We start from the raw sequence: 19,185 nt of genomic DNA, 5'->3' as shown, positions 1-19,185 counted from the left end.
CTGAGGCTCTCGCTCCCAGCGAGGGTCTCAGTAGTGGTAATCATAAATAACAAAACAACCGAGGGTCTCAGTAGTGGTAATCATAAATAACAAACCAACCGTGTGTCTCAGTAGTGGTAATCATAAATAACAAACCAACCGTGTGTCTCAGTAGTGGTAATCATAAATAACAAACCAACCGTGTGTCTCAGTAGTGGTAATCATAAATAACAAACCAACCGTGGATCTCAGTAGTGGTAATCCCCAAAAAAAATTGCTCAACAAATCATTAAGATCCATTGAGCAATTTATTTAAATTTTATTTTATTTAATCAACGATCAAATTTATTCCTGCAGCATTATCTCCTGAAATAAATTGTAAAGTATAAACTCCTTTACTTAATTCGTTTCTTACAATTTCAAAACTGTGAAATCCTGCTGTTAATTTTTCTGAATTTATCTGGCGAACAATTTTGCCGGTGATATCGAGCAATTCGATTTTAATTTCTTGTTCCTGTGTTAAAGTAAATTGAATTGTAGTAGAAATATTAAACGGATTCGGATATACACTGAATCCACTTAATCCTAATATTTCTTCTAAACTACTTTGTGCGGTGGTAAATTCTTCAGTAGCACTAAAATCTGTTTCCACCAAAGGTGATGTTACGCAGGTATTACTAACTGCCCATTCATATAAAGTGTTTGGAATTAATCCGGTTAATACTACTGTTGGATCAGTTGTGGTAACTGTAATCCAGGTTGGTTCAGAAACAGGTTTATATTGAATGGTATATCCATCTGCACAATTAGCTGCATCCCATTCCAGTGTCGCAGTTGTTGCTGTTATGGTAATATTATTTAATGCAGTAGGAATTTCACAGGTTACTGTTATATCAGTACCATTATCTGTCCCTAAAACAGCAGGTGATGAAGAAACAACACGCATTCTATAACCTGAACCTGAATCGGTAGTTGCGGGTATGGTGCAGGAAATAACGCCGGTAAGTGCAATAGAGGTAATTGAACCAATATTAACCGGAGATGCAAAACTTCCGAAGGCATCACTTAATTGTGTAGTGAATACATTTCCACCTAAAAATGTTCCTGTTGCTGAATAAGAAATATTAAGATCTTCATCGGGACAATATTCCGATTCTATAACATTAATCGCAATGGTAGGAGTAACAAATTCAAACAGATCACTACTCCATACTCCTCGTCCATAAGTTGCAGCAACTAATTTATTACTCGCGTAATTTATTTCCAGTTCGTGGATCATTACATTTGGTAAACCTGTCATGTAGGGTTCCCAATCAGCATCAAGATCATCTTTAGTAAATACACCTATATCAGTTCCAATATATAATCTGTTATTTTCACTGGTATTTTCATACACAATTGTATTTACCGGAACATTAGGAAGTGTACCGGAAATATTTGTCCATGTTGATCCTGCATTTTCAGAATAATAAACTTTATTACCATCATCATATCCACTTAATGCGATCCAAACATGTTGGGGATTTTCATCACTAACTCCGATATAATTAAATCCTATTCCTGATATTGGTAACCCTGCAGTAATATTAGTCCATGAATCACCACCATTACTAGAAACTTTTAATGTTTGCAAAGCACAGGCATAAACATAATCATTATCGGCCGGTGAAACTGCAATTGCAAAAACTTCTCCGCCTAAATTTGACGGTTTATTGCTCCAGGTTGTACCGCCATTTACAGATTTTTGAATGCCACCGGACCCATTTCCATAATACATTACAAGATGATTGATCGGATCCATCACATAAGGCGTTAACCATCCACCACCATCAACAGGAAGATAGGTCCAACTATCGCCACCATCAGTTGATCTGTTCACATATCCGTATTGATACGAAGCATAAATTCTTTCAGAATCGGTATAGTCAATAATTACTTCCATACCATCTCCTCCCTGCACTCTTTTCCAATTAACACCATTCCATAAATTACAACCATTGTCTTGCCAACCACTTAAAACAATTTCAGGGTCAGTAAACGAACTGGATATTCTATAGGGTTGAGCAATTCTTAACCCTTCTGAAAGGTCAGTCCATGTTTGTCCTTTATCTGTTGATTTAAATATACCACCATCATTTCCTGCATAAACAATTAATTCATCCAAGGGATCACAAAGTATTACTTTTTGATCTGCATGAACATAATTAGAGGCGGGCCATGCATCCCAAGATGATTTTTTTTGCCAGGTATTTGCACCATTTGTAGAACGCGCAATATCTAATCCTCCCGTAAATAATAAATTAGCATTTACATCAGAAACTTCAAGCACGTTATCATAATAACCATAATAATCATTAACCCCATCAGGAGAAGCTCCGTTAGTAAAAGATACACCGGCATTATCGCTTATAAATATTTCTACAGAAACTGCAAACACATATATCATGTCGGGATCAGCCACCGTAGTTTCGATTGACATGCGATCATCATATTCTGCAAGATCATTTTGAATTACGGTCCAGGTAACGCCTGCATTATCAGATTTAAGAACATCTCGGTCACCTACAGCATAAATTATATCCGGGTTAGCGGTATTAAATGCAAAATCATAACAATGTGCTGAACTTTCCAATGTCCAGGTATCGCCGCCATTATCGGTTCTATAAATTCCTTCACGTGTTGCTGCGATTAAAACATTTGTATTTTCAGGATGAATAATGATACGTTGAACAACAGAAAGTTGGTCTTGCATATAACTCAAACCCGTTGGATTCCAGGTAAAACCACCATCCGTGGATTTTAAAATTCCGGCACTGTACACACCGCCCCAAAAATCATTATCTGCTTGCCATGAGGCTTCATAAGCATATCCGTCGCCGGTAGCTACATATATAATATCTGTATTATCAGGATCAATTGCAATATCTGCAATACTGGTAACCGGCAATTGATCGGTAAGCGGCAACCAGGTTCCACCGGCATCGGGTGATTTCCATAGTCCGCCCCCTGCAGTCCCGGCATATAAAATATTATGATCAAGCGGATCAAAATAAAGACAATTCATTCGTCCAACTCCTCCCCCGTTACCCGGAACCTCCGCTGTTCCTACCGGTGCCCAGTTTGCAGCACGTGTACCGGCATTAAAAGCATCTGGATGCGTGTTTTTATATCGGTCGAGTTCCCTGAAAGGAGTATAGGGATCAGGAAAATTTCCATTTGCATCAACTCTGGTTCACGGATCTCAAAGTAATTTGGAGAATCGTCCATTACCGGCCATGGTTGCTTGCCCGGATGACTAATTTGTGCAAAAAGTGTGGTTGTGATGGAAAATGTGAGGAGTAAAAAGGAAAAATATTTCATGTTTTTTCAAAATTTATATAAAATTAAGCATACTTCGGCAAAGGAAAAAATCTGTCCATAAAAGTGACAAAAAAACGGCAATTCAGGCTCGGTTCACGCGGTTTTAATGATCACACAATAACAATATATTTTGACGATTCAATGTTTAACAAAATTTAGTAGAAATATACCTGCCTGTAAAATATCTTCGCCCTATGGAAAATTTTGTTGATACAGCTTTATTGACGTCTCGCGAAGTAGCTCCGGGCTTTTTTGGCAAATTCATTCATTCCGAAAAAATGAGTATTGTCTATTGGGAAGCTATTGAAGGTGCCGAAATACCGCTGCATAGTCATATTCACGAAATGATGGTAAATGTTATAGAAGGAAAACTTGAACTTAACATTGATGGAAATATCCGTTTACTGGAATATGGAACAGTTGCTTTTATTCCGGGAAATGTACCTCATAAGGCAAAAGCACTGACCAACTGTAAAATAATAGATGTGTTCTATCCGGTGAGGGAGGATTATAAATGAAGGAATGAAAAAATGAAAGAATGAAAGAATGAAAGAATGAAGGAATGAAGGAATGAATAAAAAAAATAGTAATTAATAATTCAAATAAATATCATGAAAAAATATATTGTTCTGTTGAATTTTATTTTGATAACGAATTTTTGTAGGGCTGATGAGGGCATGTGGCTACCAATATTATTGGAACAATTAAATATTGCAGATATGCAGGCACGTGGATTCAAGCTGACTGCAGAGGATATTTATTCGGTGAATAAAAGCAGCATGAAAGATGCTGTGGTTTTATTCGGTGGTGGATGTACAGGTGAAGTGATCTCGAAAGAGGGATTAATAATTACCAATCACCACTGTGGATTTTCAACTATTAATTCCTTGAGTTCCGTGGAAAATAATTATTTGAAGGATGGATTTTGGGCAAAAAATAAGAACGAAGAAAAACCCTGCCCGGGACTTTCCGTTACATTTATTATAAGTATGCATGATGTTACCGATAGCATACTCCCCTATTTAAATAATACGATGGATGAAGGAACGAGAAATGCCATTATTGCGCAATTATCTTCAAGATTGGAAACACAATTTGAAAAAGGCAACCATTATGATGCAACTGTAAGATCATTTTATTATGGCAACGAATTTTATTTATTTGTGACAGAAGTATTTACCGATATCCGTTTGGTAGGTGCTCCGCCCGCAAGTGTTGGAAATTTTGGCGGAGAAACCGACAATTGGGTTTGGCCGCGGCATACAGGCGATTTTAGTATGTTCAGGATCTACGCGAATGCAGATAATAAACCGGCTGCTTATGATGAAAAAAATGTCCCTTTTATTCCACGTTATTCATTTCCAATTTCACTCAAAGGTGTGGAAGAAAATGATTTTACAATGGTTTATGGATTTCCGGGCCGCACACAGGAATATTTAACTTCTTATGCAGTTGACCTCACAATTAATACAACAAATCCAAATAGAATTGCATGCAGAGATGTACGGTTGGAAATTTATAATAAGTACATGTCGAAAAACGATACCATTACCTTACAATATGCATCAAAGGCAAAGGGACTTGCAAATGCCTATAAAAAGTGGAAAGGTGAAATGACGGGATTACAATTGAACGATGCCGTGGGAGAAAAACTTAAATATGAAAAACTTTTTCAGCAATGGGCTAATACGCATGAAGGAAAAGAATACAAAAATTTATTATCTGAATTTTCAGAAATATATGCCTCCTATAAAACTTATTCGGAACTGGTGGATTATACCTCCGAAGCTTTTTATGCAGTGGAACTCCTGAATTTTTCAGGTGGATACCGAAAATTTATAAATATGGTGCGCAGTGATACTATTCCAATTGATATTTTGCAAAAGGAAGCAACAAAATTGCAGGGAAATGCAGCGGGATTTTATAAAAATTATTCCATAAAGATCGACAGAGAGATGTTTGCTGCTATGATGAAGATTTACTCTGAAAAGGTTTCAAAGGATCTGCAATCTCCATACTTTAAAGAACAGGCAATTAAATACAATAATAATTTTACGGAATGGGCAGATGCAATTTACAGTAAATCCGTATTTGCTGATCAAAATAAATTAAATAAACTTCTTAGTGGATTCAATAAAAAGAAAGGGAAAAAATTAATGAATGATCCAGCATATAAATTATATGAGGAAGTTACACAATTTTATGAAGAACAATTAAGATCTAAAGTAAATCCCTTAGCGATTCAGATAAATGTTTTAATGCGACAATACATGCAGGCACAGCGCGAGATGCAGCCGAAGGAAGAATTTTACCCGGATGCAAATTCCACCTTGCGTTTAACATACGGAAATGTAAAAGGATATATTGCAAAGGACGCGGTTTATTATACGTCCCAAACTACGGATAATGGAATTGAAGAAAAGTATATTCCGAATGATGAAGAATTTGAAATGCCCGAAAAATTAATTTCCCTGATGAAAAAAAATGATTTTGGAAGATATGCGAATAAAAAAGGGGAACTACCTATTGCGTTTATAGCTACAAATCATACCACGGGTGGAAATTCGGGAAGTCCCGTTATTAATGCTTACGGTCAACTGATCGGTATAAATTACGATCGTGTTTGGGAAGGCACCATGAGCGATATCATGTACGACCCCGACAGATGCCGCAATATCTCCCTTGATATTAGATATGCTCTTTTTATCATAGATAAATATGGTGGGGCAAGTAACTTAATAAACGAAATGGAGTTAATTGAGAATTGAGAGTTGAGAATTGAGAATTAGAGATCTCGGTGGATTGATAATTAAGTTTCTAATTGGGAGTTTATATTAATTGATGAGAATTAAGTTATTATTCCTCTAATTTTAAATCATTTAAAGCTGTTTAACTATCAATTGTCAATTTTTTTCGGCTGTTTGATTATCAATTGCCCATTATCAATTGTCAATTTTTTTTCGGCTGTTAATTATCAATTGTCAATTTTCAATTTTCTTAAAATCACCTCTCTTCCATGCTTCAATAAATTCTTTCCAGGCGAATACATCGAAGATGCGCATTGGAGGGTATTGGCCTGCGTAATATATTTTTTGGGCGAGTTGTTTTGTTTGGTAATCGGCATTCATATCGGCATCCATGGCCATTGCTTCACCGAGTTCTTTTAATTGTTCGCGTTCCAGGTTTTTTCGCGCGGTCTCGTAATAGTCGTCGGGTATATTATAGGATAAAAATGCACTTTTAAAATCTTCCTTGGAAGGCCAGGGATAAATAATTGTTTCGGCTAAAAATATGGTATCCTTGGTCATCAATTGAATAACAGAATATTTGTTATCCGACAAATTTTGAGGAATAACAAAAATTTCATCTTTATAACCCACGGCAGTAAACTTAACACTGTCGCCCTTTTCTGCAACAAACGAAAAGAAACCATTGTAATTACAGGTAGTTCCGTTCCCGCTTGTTAAAGAAACGATATTGGTATATGGAATAGCCATCAAACTATCGCTAGACATTGTTATACCGGAAAATTGTATAACACTATCTACAGTTTGCGACTGCAAATTGATTGCAATTAAGAAGATTGGTAAAAGAAATAATATACGCATCGTTAAATTTGAGGCAATCCAAAGATACGTTTATTGTGAATAGGAATAATTTTTTAGAAGAATTAGTGATAACGAAAGTTATAGAATTATTATTCTTCTATAGAGAACAATCCAAATTGAGTCATGGATGATGCTCCTTGCGTTGAACTTGTGCTTGTAAAAACGGCAGCTGAGGGTGAAGCAGAATTATCGATCATTCTTAAAGCAGCCGCATTGTCGTAATCGGAAGAAGAAAAAGTATAAGATTCTTCCGTGGCTACTGTAATGCCTACATGCACCAACAAAACGAGTGCGAGTAGAATGGTTCCGGTTAACTTTTTCATAGACTTTCTGGTTTTATAGTGCCAAATTACAGCCCTTAAAAACCGTTGCCAAGTACAAAATCAATAGGGTTATCAATCACATTTCTTAAGTTAATAATCGTTTTTTTAACCAAAAGTGCTGATATTGCTCATATTTAAGATATGTTAAATGAATAATCCATGACAAAAATGTCCCTTTATCGGTAACTGTTCAATTGGGAGCAACAAAAAACCCCTCCTGTTCAAAGGAGAGGTTTTTGCTTGATTTAACCCCTAAAAATTAATATAATACCTTTATTTTTTTAACTATTTTCTCTGTGCCGGATTCAACACTGATGAAGTAAATTCCCTCTTTCAGTTCACTTATATTAAGAGAAGTTGTTTTACCGGAAACAGGATAATTTGACATTTCCTGACCTAATAGATTAAGAATTCGTATGGTTCCTGTTTCAATTTCTGTACTTATAGTGATGAAATCAGTGGCAGGATTTGGATAAACCTCGGTGGTACTGATAGTTCTTATAGCTTCTGCAGCTATCTCACCTTTACCTGTTGATTTAATAGGATTTTCTTCGTTACCAATGTCCGTTGAACCATTTTGCGCTGAATTATCGGATAATCCACTTACTACATACTCAGATTCCATGTCTTCACCGTCAGGTTTTAAACCACTCAGGTTGTCGATCTCAGGAACGTTAGAGTCCTCTGATCTGATTCTTGCGCTTTGTGCAAATATTACTGCTGATAATGCGAGTAACATGGTGGACAATATAAGTTTCTTCATAGCAATAAATTTTGGTCAACTTGAAAAAGGTATACGCTTTATTTCTGATTTTGTTCTAAAATTAGAGGCTGTATTAGCACTTATTAAAGACAAATATACTAATTTATCGGAATAAAAATAAAATTTTAACTCTTTTTATAATATATAACTAACTGATAATCAATACTTTAATAATTAAAATGCCCACTCTCCCATGGTTTCTATCGGTTAAAAAAACTGTTGATCCGCTGTGAACTTCGAATCCTTTGTTAAATTTAGCCGAATTTATTTATGTTTCAAAACAAGGCAATAGTCATTTTAAGAACATTTACCGGTCAGGAAGTTCGACTTTTCGACGATTACCTCCGTTCACCCTTTTTTAACAAAAACCAAACCATAATTCAGGCTTTTGATACGATCAAGGCTTGGCACCCATTATATGAACACCCAAATCTGGAAAGAAGTTTACTTTATAAACTGATTTTTAAGGATGAGGTGTTTGACGAACAGAAGCTTCGGTATCTGATGACAGATCTTACAAAACATCTGGAAGAATACCTTTGTTATAAAGCAATTTCTGAAGAACAGATCTTTAAGTATCATCTCTTATTATATACCTATCGCCTTCGCCGACTTGATAAGGCATTTTTAAATACATTAAAACTTGCAGAAAAAACATTAAAGGAACAACCTCGCAGAGATGTGAGTCATGCATTTTACGAATATTTAATTGAGGAGGATAAATATCGCTTCATGTCAGACCGACGCGAACATTTGCATGAAACAAATTTGCAACAGGTGGTTGACAATCTGGATAAATATTATATCCTGAATAAAATGCGATATTCTGCAGAGATAATTAATAATAAAAATGTAGTAGCAATAAATTATAAATTATTCTTGTATGATGAGATCATGAATCATATCAGGCACAATCCCCTTGATTATGTTCCGTCTGCAAAAATCTATTACAATATCATATTAACACTTACAGAACCTGAAAATAAAATACATTATATTAATCTTTTGGATCTGTTGAAAGAACATCATCTTTTATTTTCAAAAGAGGAGATCTTTGAGATGTACGTATACGCCAAAAATTATTGCATCAGAAAGATCAATCACGGTGATATTGAATATATACGGGAGCTTTTCGACCTGTATAAGGTGATGTTAAAGGACAGGATCATATTTAAAGAAAATTATTTGTCGCAATTCGATTATAAAAATATCGTGTATCTGGGACTACGTATCAATGAATTTGAATGGGTAAAACATTTTATCATTAAATACAACGAACACCTGGATCCTGCAATTCGCCAAAATTCATTTACTTTTAATATGGCCTATTATCACTTCTTCCAAAAAAATTATGATGAAGTGTTAACATTGCTTCGTTCTGTCGAATTCACCGATTTTTATTATCACCTCGACTCCAAATCCCTTTTACTTAAAACCTATTTTGAATTAGAAGAAACGGATGCACTTTTTTCACTCATCGAAGCATTTAAAATTTATATAAAACGAAATAATCTTATACCTGGTTATCAAAAATCAGGTTATAATAATATGATCAAACTCTCCGCCAAATTGTATAAGTGGAAATTAAATCCTAAAAATAATTTAAAGGATATCATCGATGAATTTAATACAACAAAACCCGTTGTTGATATTTTATGGATGCGCAAAAAATTGGAAGATATGCAGGGGTTGGCAGAAAAGTTGACCGGGAATTGGAGGAGGTGAAGATTCGAAGGGAGAAGATTCGAAGATTCGAAGGGGAAGGTTCTAAGGAAAGGAAGGAAGGAAGGGGTTGGTAAGGTTAAAAAAGGGGCGAATGATTTTGAGTGAGGAGTAATGAGTAAGGAGAAAGGAGAAAGGAGAAAGGAGTTTAAATTTCTAGCGAAATTTTACCAAACCCCATCGTTTGTTTTCCTGATACTTGATACCTGATTCTTGATACCTAAAAAGGAGAAAGGAGTTTAAATTTTTAGCTAAATTTTTGGTCTGTACCATTAGTGAGACCCTCGCTGGGAGCGAGAGCCTCACAGTCTCCGAATTTTTACAAATCCCACCCTTTGTTTTCCAGTGTCCTTTTCCAATGTCCTTTGTCAAATCCTGTGTCCCTTGTCCTGTGTCCCGTGTCCAAACTTGCATACTATAAATTTATGTGCATTCCGTGTGCAATCTTTTGAGATAAATCCGAAAGGCATTTAATCTATCCTTAATTTTGCAGCAATTTTAAATACTACGCAAATTGAAACTTCGAATAGCTACCAACGAAAAATTTGAAAATCGCCATCTGGGCCCTCGTGAACACGATGTTAGGGAAATGTTACATGCCATAGGTGCAGATTCTATTGAATCCCTTATAAACCAGACCATTCCTGAAAATATCCGCTTGAAACGACCTCTTCATATAGGAGAGCCAATGACTGAGCACAACTACCTGAAGCACCTTAAAAAGTTAGCTTCAAAAAATAAGGTCTATAGAACCTATATTGGTTTAGGTTATCATCACACACTTACGCCAAGTGTTATAAAACGAAATGTATTTGAAAATCCGGGTTGGTATACGCAATATACGCCCTACCAGGCAGAAATTGCTCAGGGAAGATTAGAGGCGCTGCTTAATTTTCAGACAATGATCTCCGACTTAACTGGATTTGAAATTGCCAATGCCAGTTTGTTGGATGAAGGAACCGCAGCAGGTGAAGCAATGCTCATGTTTTATCATCACAAAAATAAAAGAGAGGTGCTTTCACCCAATTTTTTTGTCAGCGCCTTGTGTTTGCCTCAAACAATTGATATCCTTAAAACTAAATCGGAACCTCTAGGAATAAATTTGGTGATTGGTGATCATAAAACAATTCAATTGGATGAAACCTATTTTGGTGCATTGTTACAATATCCTGCATCAAATGGAAATATTTTTGACTACAGCGATTTCATTGAAAATGCACACAGCCATAACATTTATGTTACACTGGCAGCAGATATTTTATCCTTAGCAATCTTGAGATCACCGGGTGAATTAGGCGCCGACTGCGCAATTGGAAATTCTCAAAGATTTGGAGTACCAATGGGATTTGGTGGTCCGCATGCTGCATTTTTTGCAACAAAAGAGGATTTTAAAAGAGACATTCCCGGAAGAATTATTGGCGTGAGTGTCGACCGCGATAATAATCCTGCTCTGCGCATGGCATTACAAACCCGTGAGCAACATATCAGAAGAGAGAAGGCAACATCAAACATTTGTACTGCACAGGCCTTACTTGCAATTATGGCAAGCATGTATGGTGTTTATCACGGACCAACAGGAATTAAAAACATTGCAGAAAAAGTGCATGGTCTTACCTGTGTATTAAATGATGGAATTACCAAATTGAATTTCAAACAAACAAATAATTATTTTTTCGATACCTTATATATTGAATGTGGTGCACTTTGCGGATTGATCCATCAACACGCAATTGCAAAACATATGAATTTCTTTTATCATCCAAATGGAGATATTCAAATTTCGCTTGATGAGTCAACGGAAATAGAAGATGTAAAAGATATACTCGAAATATTTTCAGAAGTAAAAGGAATTCAAAATGGACATAAATCAGACTTACCCAATATTGAAACTTTAAATGCATCTATTCCCGATCAATTAATTCGCACTTCCTCTTACTTAACTCATCCAGTCTTTAATACCTATCATTCAGAAAGTGAAATGATGCGTTATATAAAAAGATTGGAGAATAAAGATCTTTCGTTAACAACCTCCATGATCCCTCTTGGAAGTTGCACTATGAAATTAAATGCCGCAACGGAATTATTTCCTGTAAGCTGGCCTGAATTTTCTCAAATACATCCTTTTGTTCCAGCTGAACAAGTGGAAGGATATTTAGAAATAATAAAGGAGTTGGAAAATGATCTTTGTGAGATCACCCGTTTTGAGGGATGCAGTGTTCAACCAAATTCAGGTGCGCAGGGAGAATATGCAGGATTAATGGTGATCAGGGCATATCATATTCATCATAATGCTGCGCACAGAAACAAAGTATTAATTCCGGCAAGTGCGCATGGAACAAATCCCGCAAGTGCTGTAATGGCAGGCATGGAAGTTATAGTAGTAAAAAGTGATGCGGAAGGACATATTGATATTGAAGATCTCAAATTAAAAGCAGAGGAACATCAAAATGACCTTGCAGCATTAATGGTAACATATCCTTCCACACACGGAGTTTTTGAAGAGACCATTATGTTGATATGTAATATCGTTCATCAAAATGGCGGACTTGTTTACATGGATGGTGCAAATATGAATGCACAGGTCGGTTTAACTTCACCGGCAAAAATAGGCGCAGATGTTTGCCATCTAAATCTTCATAAAACTTTTGCGATACCACACGGAGGCGGCGGACCCGGAATGGGACCCATTTGTGTGAACGAAAAATTAATTCCTTTTTTACCGGGCCATCCATTATTTAAAACGGGTGGAAATCAGGCAATTCATGCAATTAATGCCGCACCTTTTGGAAGTGCAAGTATTTTATTAATTAGTTACGCATATATTAAAATGCTTGGAAGTGAGGGTTGTACCAATGCAACCAAATATGCAATTTTAAATGCCAATTATTTAAAAAGTAAATTGGAAAAACAATACGATATATTATTTGTGAGTAAAAGTGGTCGAGTGGCACATGAATTTATCATCGATTTTAGAAAATGGAAAAATACCATTGGTTTGGAAGTGGAGGATGTTGCAAAACGATTAATGGATTATGGATTTCATGCTCCAACTGTTTCATTTCCAGTTGCCGGTACTCTGATGATAGAACCAACCGAAAGCGAAAGCAAAGAAGAACTCGACAGATTTATTGACGCAATGTTGGGAATAAGAAAGGAGATTGAGGAAATTGAAAACGGCAGTGCTGATAAAACGGATAATGTATTAAAAAATGCGCCGCATACAGTTAATGATATCATAACTGCAGATTGGCATCATGCATACACCAGAGAAAAAGCAGTTTATCCTATTGCATATTTAAAGGATAAAAAATTCTGGCCAAGTGTAAGCAGGATCAATAATACTTATGGTGATAGAAATTTAATTTGTACTTGTCCGCCCATAGAAAGTTATATGGTAAGTGCTGAATAAAAAATTTAAATAATTTATCCGCACCTATGAAATATACATTTAGCTTATTAGTTGGAATATTGATATTTATTCCATTTACAAAAGTTGATGCGCAGGTATTTGCCACTGGCCAGGCAAACACGAGTTATATCTATCCAATAATTGATGAAAATGGTCCTGAACGATTATTTACAGGGCTAAGTGCAGAAATAGGAGCAGAAGGGGAAACGATGAGTATTTTGTTAAAAAGCGGTGTTTATATCCCGCGAAATTATGTTTTTGATAAATACATTGGAGATATTTACAGTGGTAATGGATACGAAACAAGTGTTGAACAAAGAATTTCCATTTATGAGCTCGGTTTATATGGGCGTTATTATTTAATAGGAATGCAAGGTAATGCGGTCCGTGTTTTTACAAACAGCGGGTTAGAAATGGTTTGGGCAAGGGGCAGAGATGAATATTATGATATTTATACTGATGCACAAACGATTTATAAATTTACCAATAAACAATTAAGAGTGGTTTTAGGTGCCGGTTTTGAGGTTGAGATAGGTGATAATTTATACCTTGTAAATGATTTTTTATTTAAATACCCGTTTACAGATAATTATGGTGATATTATGTTTATTGATGTAGCTTCTGATTTTGCATTTAATTACAATGTTGGTATTAAAATTTTTCTGAATTAATATCAATTTCATAGCATTTTTTTAGTTTGAAAGCATAAAAGAGCACCTTTACCTTAGCCGGCTTTCCATTTAAATAATTAATGATTTATCTGCTATTCCTTATTAAATTTGCAACTATAAAACCGATATTATGAGCAAAGGACCAATATCTAATTTCATTGAACACCACTACCGCCATTTTAATGCAGCTGCACTTGTTGATGCTGCAAAGGGTTATGAAACGCATCTTTTGGAGGGAGGAAAGATGATGGTTACCCTAGCCGGAGCAATGAGCACTGCCGAACTCGGAATATCTTTTGCAGAGATGATCCGCCAAGGAAAGGTGGATATCATATCATGCACCGGGGCAAATCTGGAAGAAGATGTGATGAATCTTGTTGCACATTCGCATTACAAACGCGTTCCGAATTACAGAGACCTTACTCCTGAGCAGGAATGGGAATTATTGGAGCAGGGATTAAATCGTGTAACGGATACCTGTATCCCGGAAGAGGAAGCTTTTAGAAAAATTCAAAAACACATAGTAAATATCTGGAAAAAAGCAGAAACGAACGGCGAAAGATATTTTCCTCATGAATATATGTATAAACTTTTACTAAGTGAAGTGATGAAGGATGGTTATGAAATTGATCCTAAACATTCGTGGATGATCGCTGCTGCAGAAAAAAATATTCCGATTATCGTACCAGGATGGGAAGATAGTACACTTGGAAATATTTTTGCTTCCTATTGTATAAAAGGAGAATTAAAAGCATCTACCATGAAAAGCGGAATTGAATATATGGTGATGCTGAGCAGTTGGTATCGCGAAAATTCATCCGGGAAAGGGGTTGGTTTTTTTCAGATAGGTGGAGGTATTGCAGGCGATTTTCCAATATGTGTAGTACCTATGATGTATCAGGATCTCGAATGGCATGATGTTCCCTTCTGGAGTTATTTTTGTCAGATAAGTGATTCCACAACTTCATACGGAAGTTATTCCGGTGCTGTTCCAAATGAAAAGATCACCTGGGGAAAATTAGACATCAATACACCTAAATTTATAGTGGAAAGTGATGCAACAATTGTAGCACCATTGATATTCGCCTGGGTGTTAGGCTGGTAATTTTTTTACATTTATTCCCCGTAAAATGAAAAAACTACTTTTAATATTTCTATTATTAAATTTTGAGTTGCAAGCTCAAACGGATACGATCAAAATACCTAAATTTATATCCGATCATCCTTATTTAAATCAATTATATATTCCGGCCGATGATGCTCAAGCCAGGCTGCTGACTTGTAGTTGGCAATATTTATATTCGTACCAATTCGAATCTTTTAGAACGGGTGGTATGCAACTTTCTGTTGGAGTAAACGTTGCCCGTTTCTTTTCCAATAAATTTGTGATCGGAATCATTGCAGATGTAAAAGGCGTAAAAGGTTTAACACAACAACATTTTTCCGATGATTTTATAAACGACTTTAATGAAAGTTTTATAACAGAATATAATAAACCCTCAGATTCAGCCAAGGCTTATGTAATTAGCCAGGCAATAAATGATGTACCGGGCCATGGATTTTTTGGAAACTATTCGGGTAATCTTGGGATTATGTTTTCCTTATTTCCTCAAAAATATGGTGGGGTATTAATATCTGCAAAAAGAGGTTATCGCGATTTTCCAATTTTTGGAACCTATGGAAATGATTTTATAGATGATGGTAAACTTGACAATACCCTTTTTCAGTTAAAAAAAAATTATTCTGCAGAAATTTCCATTAAGCCATACACATTTTTTAAAAACGGATATGCAGATGTAAATAATTTTCATTCTACGGATATTTGGAAATTAATTACTGTTGGTTTTTATTATGAGCAATTAGAATTGGAAAATGCCAATTTTAATGGAATCCCTTTTTCGAAGATCGTAAAATCCAAATTCCTTTCAAGATATGATGTGGATCATTGTTATGGAGTTAAGTTGGGACTTTCGTTGTACTGAGATTTTCGTCCCCCCAACCAACATCATCAAATAATTCGGGTTTTTAGCTTACCTTTCGGCATATATTAAGGCGAAATAATTTCCATTTGCCAAACGCATAATTAATTCAAAATTTAAATTTTTATCATGTTTTATATAAGAACATTTGTCACAGTTGCATTTTTAACTTGCAGTTTTAGTTTATTCACACAAATTACATCAGAAAACTATCGTATATATTCAGTAAAACTAGCGAAGGAAGTTACCCTAAATGATATCGCTAATGACATGGCAAATTACGACGTATTGTTTTTTGGAGAAGAACATAATGACAGCGTAACACATTTTTTAGAAAAAATGATGCTTGAAACTTTATACAACGTTTATGGAAATAAAGTTGCACTTTCTATGGAAATGTTCGACAGAGATGTGCAACCTGTAATGAATGAATATCTGACTGGTTATATTAGAGAAAAGAATTTTACAAAAGATGCACGGGTTTGGAGTAATTATAGTGATTATAAACCGATGGTGGAATTTGCAAAAACAAATCAGTTGAATGTAATTTGTGCAAATACTCCAACTCGTTACACAAACCTTGCCGGCCGAAAAGGGCAACAAGCATTAATGGAATTACCCAAGGAATCTAAAAAGTTTTTTGCGCCTTTACCTTATGATACAGCATCAGGAAAATATTATGAAAAGTTGGTGGAACTTACCTCCCATGGTGCGGCAGTGGATTCTACTGGAAAACCACTTCCACCTGTACCTTATATGACAGGATTTAATTTAATAATGGGTCAATCGCTTTGGGATGCCACCATGGCATACTCCATTTCAGAATATATAAAAAAACATAAAGGAAATAAAGTAATGCAAGTGAATGGAAGATTTCACAGCGATGAAAAGTTTGCTATTGTTACACAACTTAAAAATTATAGTCCAAAAACAAAGGCGTTAGTGATCTCCGCCGGCTCTGATGATTCTTTTCCAAATATCAATTGGAATGATTTTACATATTTGGGTGATTACATTATTATTACAGATCCAAAAGTTGCAAAAACCTATGAAGAATAGATCCGCAATTTTCATTCATTCATTTTTTTAATTCATTCATTTTATAAATATTTTCCATGCATTTTATTAGTTCTGAAGAAGCCCTTTCTATTGTAAAAAGTAATGATAGAGTTTTTATACACGGTGGTTCCGCAACACCGAGCCGACTTGTTGACGCATTAACCAACAGACATGCAGAATTGTCGAATGTTGAGATAGCGCATTTACACACGGAGGGTGGAGCACCCTACGCAGATCCTGCATTTGCATCTTCGTTTCACGTGAATGCATTTTTTGTCGGGAAGAATGTTCGTAAACACGTTAATGAAATCAACGTGCAATATATTCCCATGTTTTTGAGTGATATTCCTTTATTTATACGCAAGAAAAAGTTTCCAATTAATGTAGCCATCATACAAGTATGTCCTCCAGATGAACATGGATTTTGTTCTCTTGGAATTTCAGTAGATATTACTAAAGCAGCCTGTGAGGTGGCAGAAAAAATAATTGCACTCGTTAATCCAAATATGCCGCGTTCGCATGGTGATGGATTTATTCATCATTCACAAATAACAGCAGCCGTTTATGCCGAAGATCCAATTCACGAATCATTATTAGGTGAAATGAGTAATGTTGAAATGGCTATAGGAAAAAACGTTGCTGAATTAGTAGAAGATGGTGCAACATTACAAATGGGAATTGGTGGCATTCCAAATGCAGTTTTACATTTTCTTAATACGCATAAAAACTTAGGAGTACATACGGAAATGTTTTCAGATGGAATTTTACCGCTGGTAAAAAGTGGTGTGATAAACGGAAAACTAAAAAGTAAACATCCCGGTAAAATTGTTTCCTCCTTTGCAATGGGGTCAAGAGCGCTTTATGATTTTATTAACGATAATCCGGAGGTTGCAATGCTTGACGTTGCATATGTAAATGATACTTCCGTAATTAGAAAACATAAGAAAGTTACTGCCATAAACAGCGCAATTGAAATTGATCTTACAGGACAAGTATGTGCCGATTCCATTGGAACAGAAATATTCAGTGGTGTTGGAGGGCAAATGGATTTTATTCGGGGTGCAGCTCTAAGTGACGGTGGCAAACCCATTATCGCGCTTGGTGCAGCCACAGCAAAAGGAGTGTCTAAAATAGTGCCCGTACTCAAAACAGGTGCCGGAGTTGTAACAACAAGGGCGCATGTTCAATATGTGGCTACCGAATTTGGTGTTGTAGATCTTTATGGAAAAAACATCGCCCAAAGAGCAAAAGCCCTCATAAGTATAGCTAGTCCTGAACATCGCGATATACTTGAGGAAGAAGCATATAGACTTTATGGAAAATGTTGGTAAGCATAAAGTTCTGAGTTCTGACATGTAGTAGATCTCCTGCGTCGATCACTACATGTTTCAGTTCTGAGTTCTGACATGTAGTAGATCTCCTGCGTCGATCACTACATGTTTCAGTTCTGAGTTCTGACATGCAGTAGATCTCCTGCGTCGATCACTGCATGTTTCAGTTCTGAGTTTTAATTTCTTCGAAATTAAAAAAATCCAAAGTTTTCCTGATACCCGATACATCCCGTGTCCCGTGTCCCGTGTCCCGTGTCCCGTGTCCCGTGTCCCGTGTCCCGTGTCCTTTGCCCCATTTTATCTATATTTGGGTTGAAAAACAACCACACAATGAAGACTTCAGATCGCAAATTACTCAAGGGTTACTATTGGAACCATGATGCTATTCGTAAGGATATGGATAAGCTCAAAACAATAGTTAATAAGATCGATTCTTATTCTACAGACGATTTTAATAAGTTGCATAATTGGTTCATTTATCACGAACAATGTATTCTCGCACACCATCATGGTGAGGATGGGTTCTTTTTTCCGATCATGCGCGAAAAACAACCTGATTTTTTAACTAAGATCGATGCAATGGAACACGAACATATTGCATTAGATGAAGGTTTGGCAAAACTCAATGGATTATTTAAGGAGTTAAAATCCGGAAATAAAACAGAATTAAATAATTTTATTTCAGCCTCTAAAAATTATATTGAATTAGTAATTGGTCATTTGGATAAAGAGGAGGTAATTGTAAATGAAGTGATAAGTAAATTACCGGAAGCGGACGTTTTAAAAGCAGAATTAGAATATCGAAATCAGATCCCCCGTTCAGAGATGGCATTATTAATGCCCTGGATGGTTGACGCAATGGACGAGAAGGATAAAAAATATTTTTTCGGACTCGCCCCATTTTTTGTGAAATGGATCTATAATTTATCAGCAAAACCGAAATTCGAAAAATTGACCTCCTGTATTTAAATTAATAGAAAT

At 35.8% G+C, this 19,185-nt stretch carries 15 protein-coding genes; 10 read left to right on the top strand and 5 right to left on the bottom strand.

All coding sequences use genetic code 11. From position 1 onward, the window contains the following. Positions 1–307: 307 nt before the first annotated feature. Together IPI31_10670 and IPI31_10665 are read right to left on the bottom strand one after the other, a co-directional pair. Positions 308–3,043: a T9SS type A sorting domain-containing protein gene (locus IPI31_10670; protein ID MBK7568272.1), complete on the bottom strand. Its 2,736-nt coding sequence runs from the start codon at positions 3,041–3,043 to the stop codon at positions 308–310. Positions 3,044–3,084: 41 nt separating this feature from the next. After that, a complete protein-coding gene (locus IPI31_10665; GenBank protein ID MBK7568271.1) occupies positions 3,085–3,339 on the bottom strand; it encodes a hypothetical protein in 255 nt (84 codons plus the stop codon). Between the two features lie 194 nt (positions 3,340–3,533). Here IPI31_10665 and IPI31_10660 point away from each other — a divergent pair, with 194 nt between their 5' ends. Together IPI31_10660 and IPI31_10655 are read left to right on the top strand one after the other, a co-directional pair. Beyond that, the gene (locus IPI31_10660) at positions 3,534–3,857 is read left to right on the top strand and encodes a cupin domain-containing protein (GenBank protein ID MBK7568270.1); all 324 of its coding nucleotides are present in this window, start codon (positions 3,534–3,536) and stop codon (positions 3,855–3,857) included. A gap of 93 nt (positions 3,858–3,950) precedes the next feature. Further along, on the top strand, positions 3,951–6,107 hold the full coding sequence (locus tag IPI31_10655) for a S46 family peptidase (GenBank protein MBK7568269.1): 2,157 nt from the start codon (positions 3,951–3,953) through the stop codon (positions 6,105–6,107). Positions 6,108–6,320: 213 nt separating this feature from the next. Here the strand turns inward: IPI31_10655 and IPI31_10650 are convergent, their stop codons facing one another. The 3 genes from IPI31_10650 to IPI31_10640 all read right to left on the bottom strand — a co-directional run bounded on the left by IPI31_10650 (position 6,321) and on the right by IPI31_10640 (position 8,033). After that, positions 6,321–6,947, bottom strand: a complete 627-nt coding sequence (locus IPI31_10650; GenBank protein MBK7568268.1) for a carboxypeptidase-like regulatory domain-containing protein — start codon at positions 6,945–6,947, stop codon at positions 6,321–6,323. 89 nt (positions 6,948–7,036) lie between these two features. Further along, a complete protein-coding gene (locus tag IPI31_10645) occupies positions 7,037–7,270 on the bottom strand; it encodes a hypothetical protein (GenBank protein ID MBK7568267.1) in 234 nt (77 codons plus the stop codon). Between the two features lie 259 nt (positions 7,271–7,529). Continuing rightward, positions 7,530–8,033: a T9SS type A sorting domain-containing protein gene (locus tag IPI31_10640; protein ID MBK7568266.1), complete on the bottom strand. Its 504-nt coding sequence runs from the start codon at positions 8,031–8,033 to the stop codon at positions 7,530–7,532. Between the two features lie 270 nt (positions 8,034–8,303). Between IPI31_10640 and IPI31_10635 the strand changes: the two genes are divergently transcribed. From IPI31_10635 to IPI31_10600, 8 genes are all read left to right on the top strand, one after another. Next, the gene (locus IPI31_10635; GenBank protein MBK7568265.1) at positions 8,304–9,758 is read left to right on the top strand and encodes a hypothetical protein; all 1,455 of its coding nucleotides are present in this window, start codon (positions 8,304–8,306) and stop codon (positions 9,756–9,758) included. A gap of 511 nt (positions 9,759–10,269) precedes the next feature. Then, positions 10,270–13,164 (top strand): aminomethyl-transferring glycine dehydrogenase, encoded by a 2,895-nt coding sequence (gene gcvP, locus IPI31_10630; GenBank protein MBK7568264.1) that lies wholly within the window; start codon positions 10,270–10,272, stop codon positions 13,162–13,164. 26 nt (positions 13,165–13,190) lie between these two features. Continuing rightward, the gene (locus tag IPI31_10625) at positions 13,191–13,835 is read left to right on the top strand and encodes a hypothetical protein (GenBank protein ID MBK7568263.1); all 645 of its coding nucleotides are present in this window, start codon (positions 13,191–13,193) and stop codon (positions 13,833–13,835) included. Between the two features lie 130 nt (positions 13,836–13,965). Beyond that, the gene (locus IPI31_10620) at positions 13,966–14,940 is read left to right on the top strand and encodes a deoxyhypusine synthase family protein (GenBank protein MBK7568262.1); all 975 of its coding nucleotides are present in this window, start codon (positions 13,966–13,968) and stop codon (positions 14,938–14,940) included. Between the two features lie 25 nt (positions 14,941–14,965). Next, positions 14,966–15,817 carry a hypothetical protein gene (locus tag IPI31_10615; protein MBK7568261.1) on the top strand — a complete coding sequence of 284 codons (852 nt, stop codon included), beginning with the start codon at positions 14,966–14,968 and terminating at the stop codon, positions 15,815–15,817. A gap of 126 nt (positions 15,818–15,943) precedes the next feature. Beyond that, positions 15,944–16,873 carry a ChaN family lipoprotein gene (locus tag IPI31_10610; GenBank protein MBK7568260.1) on the top strand — a complete coding sequence of 310 codons (930 nt, stop codon included), beginning with the start codon at positions 15,944–15,946 and terminating at the stop codon, positions 16,871–16,873. Between the two features lie 56 nt (positions 16,874–16,929). Further along, the gene (locus IPI31_10605) at positions 16,930–18,204 is read left to right on the top strand and encodes an acetyl-CoA hydrolase/transferase family protein (protein ID MBK7568259.1); all 1,275 of its coding nucleotides are present in this window, start codon (positions 16,930–16,932) and stop codon (positions 18,202–18,204) included. A gap of 330 nt (positions 18,205–18,534) precedes the next feature. Beyond that, the gene (locus IPI31_10600) at positions 18,535–19,173 is read left to right on the top strand and encodes a hemerythrin domain-containing protein (GenBank protein ID MBK7568258.1); all 639 of its coding nucleotides are present in this window, start codon (positions 18,535–18,537) and stop codon (positions 19,171–19,173) included. The last annotated feature ends 12 nt before the right edge of the window (positions 19,174–19,185 follow it).

It is taken from the genome of Bacteroidota bacterium, assembly GCA_016706865.1.
GTDB lineage: Bacteria > Bacteroidota > Bacteroidia > Chitinophagales > BACL12 > UBA7236.
This window is presented reverse-complemented; position numbering and strand designations above follow the sequence as displayed.